Raw genomic sequence first — 16,593 nt, 5'->3', positions numbered from 1 at the left:
TCGGTGGCTGCGCATACGGTCTGAAACCGATGAGCACGCAGACACAGAAGCCGGCGCGCACCCGCCGCGCCCCGAACACGAAGGTGACCGACATGCCCGCACCGGCAGACCGCGAGAAGGCCCTCGAGGCCGCGCTTGCCCAGATCGACCGCAGCTTCGGCAAGGGCTCGATCATGCGGCTCGGCGACGAGACCCGCGCCCCCGTCGAGGTGATCCCCACGGGCTCCATCGCGCTCGACGTCGCCCTCGGCATCGGCGGCCTGCCGCGCGGCCGCGTCGTCGAGATCTACGGCCCGGAGTCCTCGGGCAAGACGACGGTGGCGCTGCACGCCGTCGCCAGCGCGCAGCGGGCCGGCGGCATCGCCGCATTCATCGACGCCGAGCACGCCCTGGACCCCGAGTACGCCAAGAAGCTCGGCGTCGACACGGACGCGCTGCTCGTGTCCCAGCCGGACACGGGCGAGCAGGCGCTCGAGATCGCGGACATGCTGATCCGCTCGGGCGCGCTCGACATCATCGTCATCGACTCGGTCGCGGCCCTGGTGCCCAAGGCCGAGATCGAGGGCGAGATGGGCGACAGCCACGTCGGCCTGCAGGCCCGCCTCATGTCACAGGCGCTGCGCAAGATCACCGGTGCGCTCAGCACCTCCGGCACGACGGCGATCTTCATCAACCAGCTGCGCGAGAAGATCGGCGTGTTCTTCGGGTCCCCGGAGACGACGACGGGTGGCAAGGCGCTGAAGTTCTACGCGTCGGTCCGCATGGACATCCGCCGTATCGAGACCCTCAAGGAGGGCACCGACGCGGTCGGCAACCGCACGCGCGTCAAGGTCGTCAAGAACAAGATGGCCCCGCCCTTCAAGCAGGCCGAGTTCGACATCCTCTACGGCGTGGGCATCTCCCGCGAGGGCGGCCTCATCGACATGGGCGTCGACCACGGCCTGGTCCGAAAGAGCGGGTCGTGGTTCACCTACGAGGGCGACCAGCTCGGCCAGGGCAAGGAGAACGCCCGCAAGTTCCTGCGCGACAACCCCGACCTCGCCAACGAGATCGAGAAGCGCATCAAGGAGAAGCTCGGCATCGGTGCCAGGCTCGACGCCCCGGCGGACGACGTCGCGGCGGGCGCGGCGGCAGCCGCCGCTGAGCAGGCCGCCCCGGCGGCAGCTCCGGCCGGCAAGGGCAAGAAGGCGCCGTTCTGAGCGGGACGCGCTCGGGCGAGCGCGCGCCGCGCAAGACCGTTGCCGAACGCCTCGACGCGGGCGAGCTCACGGCCGAGGGCGCCGTCGAGCTCGCCCGCGAGACGGTGCTGCGCATCCTCACGGCGGCGCCCAAGAGCCGCCGCGAGCTCGAGCAGTCCCTTGCACGCAAGGGCTACCCCGAGCACGTCGTGACGCCGGTGCTCGACCGGTTCGACGAGGTCGGGCTGGTCGACGACGCCGAGTACGCGCAGATGGTGGTGCGCACCCGGCACGCCGAGCGCGGCCTCGCCCGGCGCGCCATCGCCGTCGAGCTGCGCCGGCGCGGCATCGACGACGACACCGCCGCGGACGCGCTGGACCAGGTCGACGACGAGGGCGAACGTGCGGCGGCCGCGCGGCTCGCCCAGCGGCTCGTCGCCCGCACGCGTGGCCTCGACCGGGACGCACGTGTGCGCCGCGCGGCGTCGGCCCTCGCGCGCAAGGGGTACGGCCCGGGCCTCGCGTTCGCGGCCGTGAAGGACGCGCTCGCCGCCGAGGGTGAACAGACCGGCGACCTGCCCGACCTCGAGTAGCTACGCCTCGGCAGTGCCGAGCTGCCGGGTGACGGCGATGCTCGGCCCGATCCCCGGGCCCGCCTCGGTCTTGCCCGAGGTCCTGCTCGACAGCCGGCGGGCGAGCAGGTGCGCCACCCACGAAAGCAGCATGTTGAGCAGGATGAAGACCACTGCCGCGACGAACAGGGTCTGCAGCGGGTTGCCATTGCCCGACGCGAGGATCTGCGCGGAGCGCAGCAGCTCCCTGTAGCCGATGAGCTGGCCGAGCGCCGAGTCCTTGAGCACGACGACGAGCTGCGAGACCACCGCGGGCAGCATCGCGATGAGTGCCTGCGGGAGCTGGACGGAGCGCAGCGTCTGGCCCCTCGTGAGCCCCAGCGACAGACCGGCCTCGGCCTGGCCGCGCGGAAGGTTCCCGACGCCGGAGCGGACGAGCTCGGCGATGACGGACCCGTTGTACAGGATGAGCGCGACCACGACGGCGGTGAACGCGGGGTCGGCCACGACGCCCCGGAGGCTGATGCCGAACAGGGCGTTGAGGAACACCATCATCAGCAGCACCGGCACCGCGCGGAAGAACTCGACGACCACCGACGAGAGCCAGCGCACGCCCCCCACGTGGGAGAGCCGGCCCATGCCGAAGAGGATGCCGAACACCACCGCGCCGACCGTCGCGAACGCCGCGGCCTGCAGCGTGTTTCGCAGGCCGGGCAGGTAGTAGTACTGCCAGGCGCTCGCGTCGGTGGCGGGCTGCCACAGGGAGGCGTCGAGCTGGCCCTTCCGCGCCAGCACGACCAGCACCCAGGCCAGCACCCCGAGCACGACGACGGCACCGACGGCGTTGCCGACGGCCATGGCACGGCGGCCGCGCGGCCCGGGCTCGTCGAAGAGGATCGAGCTCATCGCTTCACCGCCAGGCGGCTCGACAGCCACGTGGTGGCGAGGCCGATCGGGATGACGAGGATGACGAACCCGATCGCGAAGGTCATGAAGATCTGCCAGCGATAGTCGGCGTGGAACTCGATCATGGTCTTCATCACGCTGGACGTCTCGGTGGACACCGACGCCGCGGCCGCGACGGTCGAGTTCTTCAGGAGCGCGATGAGCGTGTTGCCGATCGGGGCGATCGCGCCGCGGAACGCCTGCGGCAGCACGACGATCCGGGCCGCGGCGAGGAACGGGAGCCCGATCGCTCGAGCCGCCTCGGCCTGGCCGACAGGCACGGTGTTGACGCCCGAGCGGATCGCCTCGCACACGAACGCCGCGTGGTAGACGCCGAGGCCGAGGACCGCGAACAGGAAGAAGTTCGTCGTGAAGTCGGGCGACAGGGTGACGCCGAGCTGTGTCCACACGGCGAGCACCAGGAACGTCATGATCACCGTCAGCGGCGTGTTGCGGAAGATGTCGACATAGACGGTGCCCGCGGCTCGCAGCGAGGCGAGCGGCGAGATGCGCATGACCGCCAGCACGGTGCCGATCACCAGGGCGAGCAGCGCGCCCCAGAACGTCAGCTGGATGTTGACCCAGAACGCGCCCAGGATGTCGTACTGGGAGAGGACGTCGAGGAATCCTGACACAAGGCCCCTTTTCGTCGTGCGGTGCCGACGTGCTCAGCCACCGGAGCCGGTGGTCGAGCCCGTCGGCACCACGCCGAGTGGAACGAATCAGGCGCAGGCGTCCTGCGCGGGCGGGTTCTCGTCCTTGTTGGGCGTGTACCCCGTGCCCTCGGTGTTCTTGGTGATGAGCTCCTGCCACGTACCGTCGTCGATCATCGCCTTGATGGCGTCGTTGACCTTCTCGCAGGTGTCCTTCGATCCCTTGGGAAGCCCGACGCCGTAGCGCTCGGTCGAGAACGGGGCGCCGACGATCTTGACCTTGCCCTTGTTCGCCGGCGTCGCGGCGAGGCCGGCGAGGATGATGTCGTCCGTCGTGACGGCGTCGACCTGGCCCGCCACGAGCGCGGTGACGCACTCGGCGTAGCCGGGTCGCTCGAGCAGGTTGACGCCCTTCGAGTACTTGTCCTTGATCTTCTGCGCCGACGTCGACCCCGTGACGGAGCACAGGTTCTTGCCCTCGAGCGAGTCCGGGCCGGTGATGTCGGTGTTGTCCTGCGCCACGAGCAGGTCCTGGCCGGCGACGAAGTACGGGCCGGCGAAGTCGACGACCTTCTTGCGCTCGTCGGTGATCGAGTAGGTCGCGAAGATCATGTCGACCGCACCGGTCTGGAGCATCTGCTCGCGCTGGGCCGACGGCGACTCGACCCACTGGATCTTGTCGGCGGAGTACCCGAGCTTGCCCGCGACGTAGGTGGCGACGTCGACGTCGAAACCGGTGTGCTTGTCGCCCTCCTGGAAGCCGAGGCCCGGCTGGTCGAACTTGACCCCGATCTTGATGCTGCCGCTCGCGCCGCCGGTGCCCGTGCCGGTGGTGGCACCGCCCTGGTTGCCGACGTCGGCGCTGGAGCAGGCGGAGAGGGTCAGGGCGGCGGTCGCCGCCAGGGCGAGGAGCGCGGTGGTTCTCTTTCGCATGGTGTCCCCTTCGTTCGGTGCGTCCCCCGGACGCGTGCAGCGGTTCAGCGGATCAATGGACGAGGATCTTCGAGAGGAAGTCCTTCGCGCGCTCGGAGCGCGGCGCGGTGAAGAAGGTGTCGGGGTCCGCCTCCTCGAGGATCTGCCCGTCGGCCATGAAGACGACCCTGTCGGCGGCCTTGCGGGCGAACCCCATCTCGTGGGTGACGACGATCATCGTCATGCCCTCCTTGGCCAGGGCGACCATCGCGTCGAGCACCTCGTTGACCATCTCGGGGTCGAGGGCGCTGGTGGGCTCGTCGAAGAGCATCACCTTGGGGTGCATGGCCAGCGCCCGGGCGATGGCGACGCGCTGCTGCTGGCCGCCCGAGAGCTGCGCCGGCATCTTGCGCGCCTGGTCCTCGACGCCGACGCGCCGCAGAAGCGTGAGCGCCTCGTCCTGGGCGGACTTCTTCGACGCGCGGCGCACCTTGCGCGGGCCGAGCGTCACGTTGTCGAGCACGGTCTTGTGCGCGAACAGGTTGAAGGACTGGAACACCATCCCGACGTCGGCGCGCAGGTGGGCGAGCTCCTTGCCCTCCTCCGGCAGGGGCTTGCCGTCGACCCGGACCTCGCCGTCGTCGATGGTCTCGAGGCGGTTGATGGCCCGGCACAGCGTGGACTTGCCGGAGCCCGAGGGCCCGATCACCACGAGCACCTCGCCCTTGCGCACGGTCAGGTCGATGTCCCGCAGCACGTGCAGGTCGCCGAAGTGCTTGTTGACGCCCTTGAGCTCCACCAGGGCGGGCGCGGCTGTCTCCATGGCGTTCGAACCCCTCCGTCGTACGTCCACGACGTCCAGCATCCCTGCCCCGTGTTTCCAGGAACAGACCACGGACGTCGCTGTCCGGCTACATCTTGGTCACGATAGGCCCTACCGCCGGTCATGACCTGCGGCGACGGCGGGCGTGTTCCGTGCCCTGGGTCGGGGACCGTACCCTAGACGCGATGTCCACCACCACCGCTCCCGCTACCGGCGTGCCCTCCGCACGTACCTACGTCGTGCGCACGCTCGGCTGCCAGATGAACGTGCACGACTCCGAGCACATGGCCGGCATGCTCGAGCAGGCCGGCTACGTCCGGGCGAGCGCGGAGGAGGACGCCGCGAGCACCGCGGACGTCGTCGTCATCAACACGTGCGCGGTGCGGGAGAACGCGGCGACGCGTCTGTACGGCAACCTGGGGCACCTCGCGAGCATCAAGGCGCAGCGGCCGGGCATGCAGATCGCCGTCGGGGGATGCCTCGCGCAGAAGGACCGCGGCGAGATCGTGACGAAGGCGCCCTACGTGGACGTCGTCTTCGGCACCCACAACCTCGACGCGCTGCCCGTGCTGCTCGAGCGTGCACGGCACAACGAGGCCGCGCAGGTCGAGATCGCCGAGTCCTTGCAGGTGTTCCCGAGCACCCTGCCGACGCGCCGCGAGTCCGTCTACGCCGGCTGGGTCTCGATCTCGGTGGGCTGCAACAACACCTGCACGTTCTGCATCGTGCCGCACCTGCGCGGCAAGGAGCGCGACCGCCGGCCCGGCGAGATCCTCGCCGAGGTCCAGGCCCTCGTCGACGGCGGCGCCGTCGAGGTCACGCTGCTGGGCCAGAACGTGAACTCCTACGGCGTCGAGTTCGGCGACCGCGGCGCGTTCGCCAAGCTCCTGCGCGCCTGCGGCCAGATCGAGGGGCTCGAGCGCGTCCGCTTCACGTCCCCCCACCCGGCCGCGTTCACCGACGACGTCATCACCGCGATGGCCGAGACCCCGAACGTCATGCCGAGCCTGCACATGCCGCTGCAGTCCGGCTCCGACCGCGTGCTGCGTGCGATGCGCCGCTCGTACCGGTCCGAGAAGTTCCTCGGCATCCTCGACCGCGTCCGGGCCGCGATGCCCGACGCCGCCATCACCACCGACATCATCGTCGGCTTCCCGGGGGAGACCGAGGAGGACTTCGCCGAGACGATGCGCGTGGTCGAGGCGTCGCGGTTCTCGTCGGCATTCACGTTCCAGTACTCGCCGCGCCCGGGCACGCCGGCCGCGACCATGGACGACCAGCTCCCCAAGGAGGTCGTGCAGGAGCGGTTCGACCGCCTGCTGGCCCTGCAGGAGCGCATCTCGGCCGCCGAGGCCGCGAAGCAGGCCGGCCGCACGCTCGAGGTGCTGGTCATCGAAGCCTCCGGCAAGAAGGACGGCGCGACCGCGCGCATCTCCGGCCGCGCCCCGGACAACCGGCTCGTGCACGTCGCGCTGCCTGCCGGCCTGACCGTGCCGGGCGCACCGGCGTCGCTCGACGACCCGCGCCTCGCGCCCACCGCCGACCTCGACCCGCGCCTGCCGCGCCCGGGCGACATGGTCACCGCCGTCGTCACGCATGCCGCGCCGCACCACCTCATCGCGGACTCGGCGCTCGCGGGCGGCACGTACGCGGTGCGCCGCACGCGCTCGGGCGACACCTGGGCGCAGCGCGAGCGCACCCGCCTCGGCGGCGGCGAGGACGAGCACGGCCACGGTCACGGCGGTGCGACGACGTCGGGCCCCGTCGTGCTGGGCATGCCGACGCTGCGCCGCTGACCCGCTGACCCGGTGGGGCGTCGGCGCCCTCAGGACTCGTGGTCGGTCGTCAGCGTGCTCAGCGAGGAGAAGAACTGGCTCGCCGTCACGAGCCCGCACGAGACGGTCGCGGCGAGCTGGTCGTCGGTCGCCCCGTGCTCGAAGTCGACCGAGACCTCGGCGTACAGCGCCAGGCCCTCGCCCTCGTCGCGCGCGTAGACCTTGGGCCAGATGCGCTCGCGGTTCCAGTCGTTGACGGCCTGCAGCACTGCCAGCCGCGTGTGCGGCGGCACGGTGCCGGCCCACCGGCCGCGCACCTGGAGGATCTCCTCGTGGTCGCCGAGCAGCAGGAACCAGAACCGGTTCCCGTCCCAGGTCCCGGTCACGTCGCCGTCGGCGTCGACGCGGAACCGGTAGCCGCGCCGGGTCAGGTCGTCGCCGACGCGCTGGGACGAGAGCGGCTCCGGCCGCTGCCCCGCGACGCCGGCCACGGCCCGCTCCGGGCCCCGCGCCCGCGTCCCGGCGAGCCCCCGCACCCGGTCGAGCCACGTCGTGCGGCGGCTCATGGCGCGCTCCGCAACGGGTCGGGATACTCGGCGTCGAGGCTGTCGAAGAACATCGACCCCGTCGTCAGGCCGCACTGCAGCAGCTGGTCCAGCTGGTCGTCGGTCACGCCGTGCTCGACGTCCACCGTGGTGTCCGCGCACACGACGACGCTGCCGTCGTCGCGCACCCGGGCGTAGGCCTTGGGCCAGATGTGGTCCGCGTTCCACGCGTTGCAGGCCTCGAGCAGCTCCTCGAGGCGCTCGATCGTGGCGTCGCGGTTCCACTGGCCGCGCACCTGGAGCACCTCGTCCTGGTCACCCAGCACGAGGAAGTAGAAGAGCCGGCCGTGCCAGAGCCCGCCGAGGTCGCCGTCGGAGTCCGTGAAGTACGCGAACCCTGAGCGCCCGAGCCACGCGGTGATGCGGTCGCGGGAGAGCGGGGTGGGGACCAGGGTGGCGTCGAGCGGTGCCTGGCCGGGGGTACGGGCGCCCCCCGCCACCCGTAGCAGCACGCCCTCGATGCGGTCGCGCAGCTCGTCCTCGTCCAGGTCCCGCTCGTCCTCGTCGTCGTCACGGGTGCTGGCGCCGCCGTCCGGCACAGCGGACCCGTGCTGTCGTCGCGCCGGGACACAGCCTTCGCCTCGCCCCGAAGAGCGGCCGGCAGAACCACCGTCCCGGCGTGACCCGAAGAACCTCACCCCGCCCACACTACCGGCCGACGTCCGCGGGCGGCCGGACCGCGCGGGTGGATCCGCATCGTGGGCCGCGTTTGTCGCCCCGGCGGTACTGTCGGCGCGTGCCGCGCCTCGTCGTCGTCCCCGCCACCCCTCTGCTCGTCCCCGGCGCGTCGGGGAGCGTCGACGCGCTCGCCGGCCTGCGCGACGTCGTCCGTGGCGTCCTGGCGCGCGAGCTCGCCGATGTGGACGGCGCCGTCGTCGTCCTCGGGGCGGGCCCGACCGCCCGTGCGGGGCGCCTGCGCCCGACGCTCGGGGCTGCGGGCATCGCCGACGGTCGTGCGCCGCGGGCCACCTCTGAGGGCGCGACGACGACGTCGGCCCCCGGGGTCGCGGGTCCGGCCGGCCGGGACGGAGCCGTCCCGTGGGACGGCACGGCCTCCACCGGCCCGTCGGTCGCCCTCCTCGCGCTCGCCGACGCGGGCGTGGACCTTGCCGCGCGAGCCGTCGACGTCGTGGAGGTGCCCGGCGAGGCGCCGACCGCGGTCGTGGTCGCGGCGGCCGACCGCCTGCGGTCCGCGCTGTCCGGAGGACGGTTCACCTGGGCACCCTCTGGCGCTGACAGCGCGGACGGGCTGCTCGTGGTCGCCGACCAGCCGGCCCCCGGCGTCGACGCAGTGCTCGAGGAGCTCACCGCCGCGGCGCCGTGGTCCGAGGAGGTGCTCGACGTGCCGCAGCGCCACGAGCACCTGCCGGCCTCCTACCGCGTGACGGTGCGCCGCCTCACCAGGTGAGCACGGCCCCGACCCCCGCGAGGATCAGCCAGGCGCGCACGGCGCGCCCCACCGCGACGGTCGGGACGAACACCGCCATCGGGACGCGGAGCGCCCCCGCGACGAGAGCCATGATCAGCAGCGGCGGGATGCCGACCACCGATGCGGCCAGCAGGATGCCCGCGGTGAGCCACGGCCGGCCGGCGAGCGAGCCGTGCCAGCGGTCGAACGCGCGCCGCCACGAGTCCTTGGCGAGCTTCTTCTGCACCCATGGCGACTGCATCGAGCCTGCGGCGAGCCAGTACCAGACCAGCTTCCCGACGGCGGTCCCCAGCCCTGTCGCGACCGCGCAGCCCAGCACCGCGGCGGTCCGCCCGTCGAGCTGGGTGGCCAGCACCCCGAGGTACAGCTCGAGGTTCACGAGCGGGACGAGCGCCGAGACGATCGCCGTCGCGAACGTCGTCAGCGCGACCAGCACGGCTGCGGCCTCAGGCGGTGGGCGCCGGCGCGGACGACGCCGACGACGCCTCCGGGTCGGCCGAGCGCGCCGGGACCGGCAGGCCGATCCGCAGCAGCCAGCCGAGCGACACGCACTTGAGCACCAGCAGCCCCGCGGCGACGACCGCACCCACCCAGGGCAACGACGTCACGAGGAGCAGCACCGCGAACAGCGCCGAGTTCACGGCCTTGCCCGGCTTCGACCAGTTCCACGCCCAGATGCGCCGGTCGACGTCGTAGAAGTAGTTCGGGCTGCGCACCGACCACGCGAGGAACGCGAGCGACAGGAAGGCGTCGACGACCAGGAACTCGAAGAGGTACAGGCCCACGGGCAGTGCGTTCTCGGGACGCAGCCACACGAGACCGAGGTAGAACCCGGCGGCGTTGAGCCGGTCGCACAGCAGGTCGAGCACCGCGCCGATGCGCGTCTCGCACCCGCGGAACCGGGCGACGGCACCGTCGAGCATGTCGCCGACCCAGTAGACGCCCAGGCCCACGACGAGCAGCGGGAGGCTGTGCTCGCGGGCGCCCAGCAGGCACAGCGCCAGGGATGCCACGGTGCGGACCGCGGTCACCGCGGTCGCCGAGGTCCACAGGCGCTCGGACGCCGGGTCGGCGTCGATGTCGGTGCGACGTTGCATGGGCCGGAGAGTAGACCCCTGCCAGGCACGACGGCCACGCCGTCCGCACGTCGTACGGTGGGCGCGTGATCGTCGTCGCCGTCGTGGGGCCCACCGCCACCGGGAAGTCGGACCTGGCCCTGGACCTGGCGCAAGCGCTCTCCACGCCGCACGCCCCGGCCGAGGTCGTCAACGCCGACGCCTACCAGCTCTACCGCGGCATGGACGTCGGCACGGCCAAGGTCCCGCCGGGCGAGCGGCGCGGCGTCGTCCACCACCAGCTCGACGTGCTCGACCCGCTCGAGGACGCGTCCGTCGCGCGCTACCAGGCCGGTGCCCGCGCCGACCTCGATGCGATCGGCGCACGCGGCGGCCGCGCCGTCGTCGTCGGCGGGTCGGGGTTGTACGTGCGGGCGCTGCTCGACCACATGGACTTCCCCGGCACCGACCCGCGGGTGCGCGCCGAGCTCGAGGAGCGCGCCGAGCGTGACGGGCGCCGCGCCCTGCACGCCGAGCTCGCGCGCCTCGACCCGGAGGCCGCCGCGAGCATCGGCCCGCACAACACGCGCCGCATCGTCCGCGCCCTCGAGGTCATCGCGATCACCGGGCAGCCGTACACCGCCAACCTGCCGCGGCAGGAGTACGTGCGGCCCGCGGTCCAGATCGGGCTCGACTGCGACCGGCCCACGCTCGACACGCGCGTCGCCTCCCGCGTCGACCGCATGTGGGCGCTGGACCTGGTCGACGAGGTGCGCGGGCTCGCGAGCCCCGAGCAGGGCGGCACGGGCAGGGGCCTCGGCACGACGGCAGCCCGCGCCGTCGGGTACGCCGAGGTGCTCGAGCTGTTCGCGGGCCGATCCTCCGCTGACGAGGCCCGTGAGGAGGTCACCGCCAACACCCGGCGGCTCGCCCGCAAGCAGATGGGCTGGTTCGGGCGCGACCCGCGCGTCCAGTGGCTCGACGCCGCGGCCCCCGACCTGCTCGAGCAGGCGCTCGCTATCGTGTCGGCGGCAGACGGCGGCACCCTGCCCCATCCGGGCGAGGCTCCGGTGCGCCGTAGTCTGGGGTCATGACGAGCCTGCCGAGCCCGCGCCCGACGACTCCGTCCACTCTGCACTTCACCAAGGGCCACGGCACCCACAACGACTTCGTGCTCGTCGCCGACACGCGCGGCGACCTGGACCTGTCCCCGGAGCAGGTGCGGCGCCTCGCGGACCGGCGCGGGGGCATCGGTGGCGACGGCGTCATCCGGCTCGCGCCCACCGCCGCCATCGCGCGCGCGGGCGAGGCGGTCGCCGACGCCGTCCTGGCGGAGGAGCCGGGCGCCATCTGGTTCATGGACTACCGCAACGCCGACGGGTCCGTCGCGGAGATGTGCGGCAACGGCGTGCGCGTCTTCACGGCGTTCGCCGAGGCGCTCGGCCTGGCCACGCTCGACGGGGGCGGCGAGCTCGCGCTCGGCACGCGCGCCGGCGTCCGGCGCGTCCGCAAGGAGGACGGGCCCGACGGCACGCCGTGGTACGCCGTCGACATGGGCCCGTGGCACCTGCCCGGCGGCCCCGAGGCCGAGGCGGCGGGAGCCGATGCCGCGGTCGCGGTGCGCGGCTGGACTGCGCCTCGGCCGGCCCTGTCCGTCGACGTCGGCAACCCGCACACCGTCGTCGCGCTGGCCTCGACCGCCGAGCTCGAGGCCCTCGACCTCACGCGCGCCCCGCAGGTCGCGCCCCTGCCGGCGCACGGCACGAACGTGGAGCTGGTCGTCCCGCTCGGCGAGGAGACCGACGGCGAGACGGGGCTCACGACGGGACGCGTGCGCATGCGCGTGCACGAGCGTGGCGTCGGGGAGACGCAGTCGTGCGGCACCGGGGCGGTCGCCGCGGCGCTCGCGGTGCGCACCTGGGCCTCGGCCGGCGGGCGCACGCCCGTCGACACCTGGTTCGTCGATGTGCCGGGCGGCCTGCTGCGCGTACGCGCCCTGGAGGGCGGCCGCGCCGAGCTCGCGGGGCCGGCCGAGCTGGTCTTCACGGGCGAGACGCGGCTGTAGCGGGCGGGCTTCCGGACGGCGCGGCGCGGGTCGCGCCGGTCAGCGCGTGACGCGCAAGATCCGGTAGCCCTTCGCGCTGTTGGTGCGCTCCACGCGCACGCCCAGCGGCTCGCCTAGCTCGACCTCGATCCACCGCGCCAGCGAGTCCGCGCCGAGGTTCCTCTGCACCACGAGCCACGCCCCGTCGGCGTCGGACGACGACGGCGCCAGCCGCGCGAGCCAGGTCCGCAGCATGCCGTGCAGCACGTCCTTGCCGACGCGGATCGGCGGGTTGGACCAGATCGCGGCGAACGCGACGTCGTCGGGAACGGCGTCGGGCAGCGCGGTGCGGACGTTCGTCAGGCCCAGCCGCTCGGCGTTGTGGCGCGTGAGGTCGAGCGCGCGCTCGCTGACGTCGACGGCCCAGACCGCGGCGCCGGGCGCCTCGGTCGCGAGCGTGAGCGTGAGCGGGCCCCAGCCGCAGCCCAGGTCGAGCAGGTTCCCGGCCTGCGGAGGTGCGGGCACCTCGCGGAGGAGCACCTGCGTCCCGAGGTCGATGCGGCCGGGGGAGAAGACCCCGGGGGCGACCTCGACCTCGACGTGCCGCCCCGCGATGCGCACCGTGACCTTCCGCCGTTCCGCGTCGGTCGCCGGCCCGCCCGTGAAGTAGTGGTCGGGCACGTCGGGGAGCTCGGCGTCGGTCACCTCGTGATCCTACGTGGGGCGCGATGCGCTCCCCGGTGGAAAAGCCGGGGACCGGGACGATCAGGCGTGGGAAACTTGTTCTGGAAGGCGCCGGGAGAACGGCGCGATCGTCGTGAAAGGCACACCTTGACCCAGACCCCGCAGGACCCCGAGACTCCGGCCACGGAGCACGCCGACGACGGCCCCGCCGCGGACCGCTCCGCGCAGGCCATCGCGAACGACGTCGTGGCACGGGTCCTCGCCAGGGCCGGCACCGCGCGCGCTGAGGGCGGCACCGTGCACACCGCGCACGACGGCGAGCAGCTCGACCTCGAGGAGCGCATCGCGCTGCGCCGCGTGGGAGGCCTGTCGACCGAGCTCGAGGACGTCACCGAGGTCGAGTACCGGCAGTTGCGCCTCGAGAAGGTCGTCCTCATCGGCATGTACTCCGGTGGCGAGGCCGCCGCGGCTGAGGCCGAGGTGTCGCTGCGCGAGCTCGCCGCGCTCGCCGAGACCGCCGGCTCGCAGGTGCTCGACGCTCTGCTGCAGCGCCGCCAGAAGCCCGACCCCGGCACCTACCTCGGCTCGGGCAAGGCGGCGGAGCTGGCCGAGCTCGTGCGCAGCGTCGGCGCCGACACCGTCGTCGCCGACACCGAGCTGGCCCCGTCGCAGCGGCGTGCGCTCGAGGACATCGTCAAGGTCAAGGTCGTCGACCGGACCGCGCTGATCCTCGACATCTTCGCCCAGCACGCCAAGTCACGGGAGGGCAAGGCCCAGGTCGAGCTCGCCCAGCTCGAGTACCTGCTTCCCCGCCTGCGCGGCTGGGGCGAGTCGATGTCCCGCCAGGCCGGTGGCCAGGTCGGCTCGGCCGGCGCCGGCATGGGCTCCCGCGGCCCCGGCGAGACCAAGATCGAGCTGGACCGCCGCCGCATCCGCAACCGGATGGCCAAGCTGCGCCGCGAGATCAAGGACATGGCCCCGTCGCGCGCGACCAAGCGGCTCGAGCGCAAGCGCCACTCCATCCCCAACGTGGCCATCGCCGGGTACACCAACGCGGGCAAGTCGTCGCTGCTCAACGCCCTGACCGACGCCGGCGTGCTCGTCGAGAACGCTCTGTTCGCCACGCTGGACCCGACCGTGCGCCGGGCCCGCACCGACGACGGCCGCGTCTACACGCTCGCCGACACCGTCGGCTTCGTGCGGCACCTGCCGCACCAGCTCGTCGAGGCGTTCCGCTCCACGCTCGAGGAGGTGGGCGACGCTGCGCTGCTGCTGCACGTGGTGGACGCCTCGCACCCCGACCCCGAGGGGCAGATCGCCGCCGTGCGCGAGGTGCTCTCGGAGATCCCCGGCATCGAGGACGTCCCCGAGGTCATCGTGCTCAACAAGGCCGACGTCGCCGACCCGAGCGTGGTCGGGCGCATCCAGCGCCGCGAGAAGCGCACCGTCGTCGTCTCGGCGCACACAGGCGAGGGCATCGCCGAGCTGCGCGGCCTCATCGAGGACGAGCTGCCCCGGCCCGACGTCGCCATCGACGTCGTCGTGCCCTACTCGCGCGGCGACCTGGTCAACCGGGTGCACCAGTCCGGCGAGATCGACCACGAGGAGCACCTCGCGACCGGGACGCTGCTGCGCGGTCGGGTCGACGAGGCGCTCGCGGCCGAGCTCGAGCGGGCCAGGGTCACCGCTGCCGCCGGCTGAGCTGCCTGCGGTCGTGTCACGCGGCGCGAACGCCGGCTGTGGAAACCCGACTTCGGCGCCAGGGACGGCGCGTGCCGTGCCTAGGATCGTCCGGTGACCACAGCCCCCGAGGCCGCCGAGAGCGCTGACGCCGAGGTCGCCTCCGTCGAGGAGCTGCTCGACCTCGCCGTCGGCCGCCTCGGCGGCGGGCGCCGCGACGGCCAGCACCGCATGGCGATCGAGGTCGAGACGGCGATCGAGGACGGCCGGCACCTGCTGGTCCAGGCCGGTACCGGCACCGGCAAGTCGCTCGGCTACCTGGTCCCGGCGGTGCGCCACGCCGTCATGGCGGACGAGCGCGTCATCGTCTCGACGGCGACGCTCGCGCTGCAGCGGCAGGTCGTCACGCGCGACCTCCCGCTGGTCGCCGACGCCGTCGCCCCGCTGCTGCCGCGCCCGCCGAAGGTCGCGCTGCTCAAGGGGTGGCACAACTACCTCTGCCTGCACAAGACCGGCGGCGGGTACCCCGTCGACGACGCCACGCTGTTCGACCTGCCCGGGCTCGCGCCGGGGGAGGGCGCCGCCGACCATCCCGCCGAAGCCGGCCGCGCCCGCCGCGAGGACGGCGCGACGTCGCTCGCGGACCACGTCCGCCGGCTGCACGCGTGGGCCCGGGAGACGGACTCCGGCGACCGCGACGAGCTGGTGCCGGGCGTCCCGGACCGGGCGTGGCGCCAGGTCTCGGTGACGTCGCTCGAGTGCATCGGGCAGAAGTGCCCGCTGCTCGCCGAGTGCTTCCCCGAGCGAGCGCGTGCCGCCGCGCGCGAGGCCGACGTCGTCGTCACCAACCACGCCATGCTCGGCATCGCCGTCTCGGGCAGCCCGAACGTGCTGCCCGAGCACGGCGTCGTCGTGGTCGACGAGGCGCACGAGCTCGCCGACCGCGTCACGTCGGCCGCCACCGTGGACCTGTCGCTCACGAGCATCGAGCACGCCGCGCGGCTCGCGCGCCGCCACGCGGCGGCCGAGACCACGCAGCTCGACGCCGCGGCCCAGGCGTTCGGCTCGCTCGTCGCGCAGGCACCCGCGGGCAGCTTCCCGCTCGGCCTGCCGGACGACCTGCGGACCGCCGTCGGCGCCGTCCGCGACGCCGCCCGGGAGCTGCTCACCCGGGTCAAGCCCGACCCCAGCAAGGCCAAGGACTCGGCCGGGGCACCCGACGGCGGCGCGAAGATGGCGCAGTCGGCCGTCCTTCAGCTCTTCGAGGTGGCCGAGCGCATGGCTGCCGAGGACACGACGTCGGACGTGCTGTGGTGCGCGCGTCCGGGTGACGGCCCGGGCGGGGCCTGGGCCGGCGACGGCGTCTCACGGCTGCACGCGGCGCCACTGCACGTCGCGGGGCTGATCCGCGCGGGGCTGCTCGCCGAGACGACCGGTGTCTTCACGTCGGCCACGCTCACCCTGGGCGGCCGGTTCGACGCCGTCGCCGGATCCCTGGGGCTCGGCCGCGAGGGCGACGAGGGCGGCGACTGGACCGGCGTCGACGTGGGCAGCCCGTTCGACTACCCGCGCCAGGGCATCCTCTACGTCGCGCGGCACCTGCCGGCCCCCGGCCGCGAGCCCACCACGGAGGCGCAGCTCGACGAGATCGCCGGGCTCATCGAGGCCGCGGGCGGGCGGACCCTCGGCCTGTTCTCCTCCCGCCGTGCCGCGAACGCCGCTGCGGAGGCGATGCGCGAGCGGCTCGACGTGCCGGTGCTGGCGCAGGGGGACGACCAGCTGCCGACGCTCGTGCGGCAGTTCGCCGCCGACCCGGCCACGTGCCTGTTCGGGACGCTGTCGCTGTGGCAGGGCGTCGACGTCCCGGGTCCGTCGTGCCGGCTGGTGCTCATCGACCGCATCCCGTTCCCGCGGCCCGACGACCCGGTACGCTCGGCGCGTACTCGTGCCGTCGAGCGGGCCGGCGGCAACGGGTTCATGCAGGTCTCGGCCACGCACGCGGCCCTGCTGCTCGCGCAGGGTGCCGGCCGGCTGATCCGCACCGGGGACGACCGCGGCGTCGTCGCCGTGCTGGACCCGCGTCTCGCGACGGCGCGGTACGGAACGTTCCTGACCAGGTCGATGCCGGACTTCTGGCCCACGACCGACCCCGGTGTGGTGCGCGCTGCGCTGCACCGCCTCGCCACCTAGTCTGGGGCCGAGGGCGCTTGCCCGCCGGCCCGCTGCCCCTCGTCATCC

At 73.3% G+C, this 16,593-nt stretch carries 17 protein-coding genes; 8 read left to right on the top strand and 9 right to left on the bottom strand.

The window, feature by feature from the left end:
- Positions 1–92 precede the first annotated feature (92 nt).
- Together recA and ACO4JP_RS13120 are read left to right on the top strand one after the other, a co-directional pair.
- Positions 93–1,199, top strand: coding sequence for a recombinase RecA (gene recA / locus ACO4JP_RS13125; protein WP_425957111.1), 1,107 nt, complete (start codon positions 93–95; stop codon positions 1,197–1,199).
- Positions 1,200–1,303: 104 nt separating this feature from the next.
- The gene (locus ACO4JP_RS13120; protein ID WP_425954371.1) at positions 1,304–1,771 is read left to right on the top strand and encodes a regulatory protein RecX; all 468 of its coding nucleotides are present in this window, start codon (positions 1,304–1,306) and stop codon (positions 1,769–1,771) included.
- On the opposite strand, the gene ACO4JP_RS13115 is transcribed toward ACO4JP_RS13120, so the two are convergent.
- The 4 genes from ACO4JP_RS13115 to ACO4JP_RS13100 all read right to left on the bottom strand — a co-directional run bounded on the left by ACO4JP_RS13115 (position 1,772) and on the right by ACO4JP_RS13100 (position 5,083).
- Entirely contained in the window at positions 1,772–2,656 is an 885-nt protein-coding gene (locus tag ACO4JP_RS13115) for an amino acid ABC transporter permease (protein WP_425954369.1), read from the bottom strand.
- The gene (locus tag ACO4JP_RS13110) at positions 2,653–3,330 is read right to left on the bottom strand and encodes an amino acid ABC transporter permease (RefSeq protein ID WP_425954367.1); all 678 of its coding nucleotides are present in this window, start codon (positions 3,328–3,330) and stop codon (positions 2,653–2,655) included. Before ACO4JP_RS13110 ends, ACO4JP_RS13115 begins: the two co-directional genes overlap by 4 nt.
- Before the next feature lie 87 nt (positions 3,331–3,417).
- On the bottom strand, positions 3,418–4,281 hold the full coding sequence (locus ACO4JP_RS13105) for a glutamate ABC transporter substrate-binding protein (protein ID WP_425954365.1): 864 nt from the start codon (positions 4,279–4,281) through the stop codon (positions 3,418–3,420).
- Between the two features lie 52 nt (positions 4,282–4,333).
- Positions 4,334–5,083, bottom strand: coding sequence for an amino acid ABC transporter ATP-binding protein (locus ACO4JP_RS13100; protein ID WP_425954363.1), 750 nt, complete (start codon positions 5,081–5,083; stop codon positions 4,334–4,336).
- A 185-nt stretch (positions 5,084–5,268) separates the two neighbouring features.
- On the opposite strand from ACO4JP_RS13100, the gene miaB reads away from it, so the two are divergent.
- Positions 5,269–6,879 carry a tRNA (N6-isopentenyl adenosine(37)-C2)-methylthiotransferase MiaB gene (gene miaB / locus ACO4JP_RS13095; protein ID WP_425954361.1) on the top strand — a complete coding sequence of 537 codons (1,611 nt, stop codon included), beginning with the start codon at positions 5,269–5,271 and terminating at the stop codon, positions 6,877–6,879.
- Between the two features lie 29 nt (positions 6,880–6,908).
- Here the strand turns inward: miaB and ACO4JP_RS13090 are convergent, their stop codons facing one another.
- Positions 6,909–7,424, bottom strand: coding sequence for a YbjN domain-containing protein (locus ACO4JP_RS13090; RefSeq protein ID WP_425954359.1), 516 nt, complete (start codon positions 7,422–7,424; stop codon positions 6,909–6,911).
- Entirely contained in the window at positions 7,421–8,002 is a 582-nt protein-coding gene (locus ACO4JP_RS13085) for a YbjN domain-containing protein (RefSeq protein WP_425954357.1), read from the bottom strand. The genes ACO4JP_RS13090 and ACO4JP_RS13085 overlap by 4 nt, the downstream gene beginning before the upstream one ends.
- A 197-nt stretch (positions 8,003–8,199) precedes the next feature.
- On the opposite strand from ACO4JP_RS13085, the gene ACO4JP_RS13080 reads away from it, so the two are divergent.
- A complete protein-coding gene (locus ACO4JP_RS13080) occupies positions 8,200–8,871 on the top strand; it encodes a hypothetical protein (protein WP_425954355.1) in 672 nt (223 codons plus the stop codon).
- Here ACO4JP_RS13080 and ACO4JP_RS13075 read toward each other — a convergent pair.
- Together ACO4JP_RS13075 and ACO4JP_RS13070 are read right to left on the bottom strand one after the other, a co-directional pair.
- Positions 8,861–9,328: a hypothetical protein gene (locus ACO4JP_RS13075; RefSeq protein WP_425954353.1), complete on the bottom strand. Its 468-nt coding sequence runs from the start codon at positions 9,326–9,328 to the stop codon at positions 8,861–8,863. The two genes, ACO4JP_RS13080 and ACO4JP_RS13075, sit on opposite strands and share 11 nt — an antisense overlap.
- A gap of 10 nt (positions 9,329–9,338) precedes the next feature.
- A complete protein-coding gene (locus ACO4JP_RS13070) occupies positions 9,339–9,989 on the bottom strand; it encodes a CDP-alcohol phosphatidyltransferase family protein (protein WP_425954351.1) in 651 nt (216 codons plus the stop codon).
- Positions 9,990–10,054: 65 nt separating this feature from the next.
- On the opposite strand from ACO4JP_RS13070, the gene miaA reads away from it, so the two are divergent.
- Together miaA and dapF are read left to right on the top strand one after the other, a co-directional pair.
- Positions 10,055–11,041: a tRNA (adenosine(37)-N6)-dimethylallyltransferase MiaA gene (gene miaA, locus ACO4JP_RS13065; protein WP_425954349.1), complete on the top strand. Its 987-nt coding sequence runs from the start codon at positions 10,055–10,057 to the stop codon at positions 11,039–11,041.
- Complete coding sequence (dapF, locus tag ACO4JP_RS13060; protein WP_425954347.1) at positions 11,038–12,012, top strand: diaminopimelate epimerase; 975 nt, start codon at positions 11,038–11,040, stop codon at positions 12,010–12,012. Before miaA ends, dapF begins: the two co-directional genes overlap by 4 nt.
- Positions 12,013–12,051: 39 nt before the next feature.
- On the opposite strand, the gene ACO4JP_RS13055 is transcribed toward dapF, so the two are convergent.
- Positions 12,052–12,696: a class I SAM-dependent methyltransferase gene (locus tag ACO4JP_RS13055; RefSeq protein ID WP_425954345.1), complete on the bottom strand. Its 645-nt coding sequence runs from the start codon at positions 12,694–12,696 to the stop codon at positions 12,052–12,054.
- A 126-nt stretch (positions 12,697–12,822) separates the two neighbouring features.
- On the opposite strand from ACO4JP_RS13055, the gene hflX reads away from it, so the two are divergent.
- Together hflX and ACO4JP_RS13045 are read left to right on the top strand one after the other, a co-directional pair.
- Complete coding sequence (gene hflX, locus ACO4JP_RS13050; RefSeq protein WP_425954343.1) at positions 12,823–14,376, top strand: GTPase HflX; 1,554 nt, start codon at positions 12,823–12,825, stop codon at positions 14,374–14,376.
- A gap of 93 nt (positions 14,377–14,469) precedes the next feature.
- Positions 14,470–16,545, top strand: a complete 2,076-nt coding sequence (locus ACO4JP_RS13045; RefSeq protein WP_425954341.1) for an ATP-dependent DNA helicase — start codon at positions 14,470–14,472, stop codon at positions 16,543–16,545.
- Positions 16,546–16,593 lie beyond the last annotated feature (48 nt).

Origin of the sequence: Xylanimonas sp. McL0601 (assembly GCF_049852175.1) — a bacterium.
Lineage (GTDB): Bacteria > Actinomycetota > Actinomycetes > Actinomycetales > Cellulomonadaceae > Xylanimonas.
This window is presented reverse-complemented; position numbering and strand designations above follow the sequence as displayed.

What these genes read in the sequence shown, in the direction of transcription:
- recA (WP_425957111.1), top strand. Translation starts at nt 93, where the DNA reads ATGCCCGCACCGGCAGACCGCGAGAAGGCCCTCGAGGCCGCGCTTGCC.
- ACO4JP_RS13115 (WP_425954369.1), bottom strand. Translation starts at nt 2,656, where the DNA reads ATGAGCTCGATCCTCTTCGACGAGCCCGGGCCGCGCGGCCGCCGTGCC.
- ACO4JP_RS13105 (WP_425954365.1), bottom strand. Translation starts at nt 4,281, where the DNA reads ATGCGAAAGAGAACCACCGCGCTCCTCGCCCTGGCGGCGACCGCCGCC.
- ACO4JP_RS13100 (WP_425954363.1), bottom strand. Translation starts at nt 5,083, where the DNA reads ATGGAGACAGCCGCGCCCGCCCTGGTGGAGCTCAAGGGCGTCAACAAG.
- miaB (WP_425954361.1), top strand. Translation starts at nt 5,269, where the DNA reads ATGTCCACCACCACCGCTCCCGCTACCGGCGTGCCCTCCGCACGTACC.
- ACO4JP_RS13090 (WP_425954359.1), bottom strand. Translation starts at nt 7,424, where the DNA reads ATGAGCCGCCGCACGACGTGGCTCGACCGGGTGCGGGGGCTCGCCGGG.
- ACO4JP_RS13070 (WP_425954351.1), bottom strand. Translation starts at nt 9,989, where the DNA reads ATGCAACGTCGCACCGACATCGACGCCGACCCGGCGTCCGAGCGCCTG.
- dapF (WP_425954347.1), top strand. Translation starts at nt 11,038, where the DNA reads ATGACGAGCCTGCCGAGCCCGCGCCCGACGACTCCGTCCACTCTGCAC.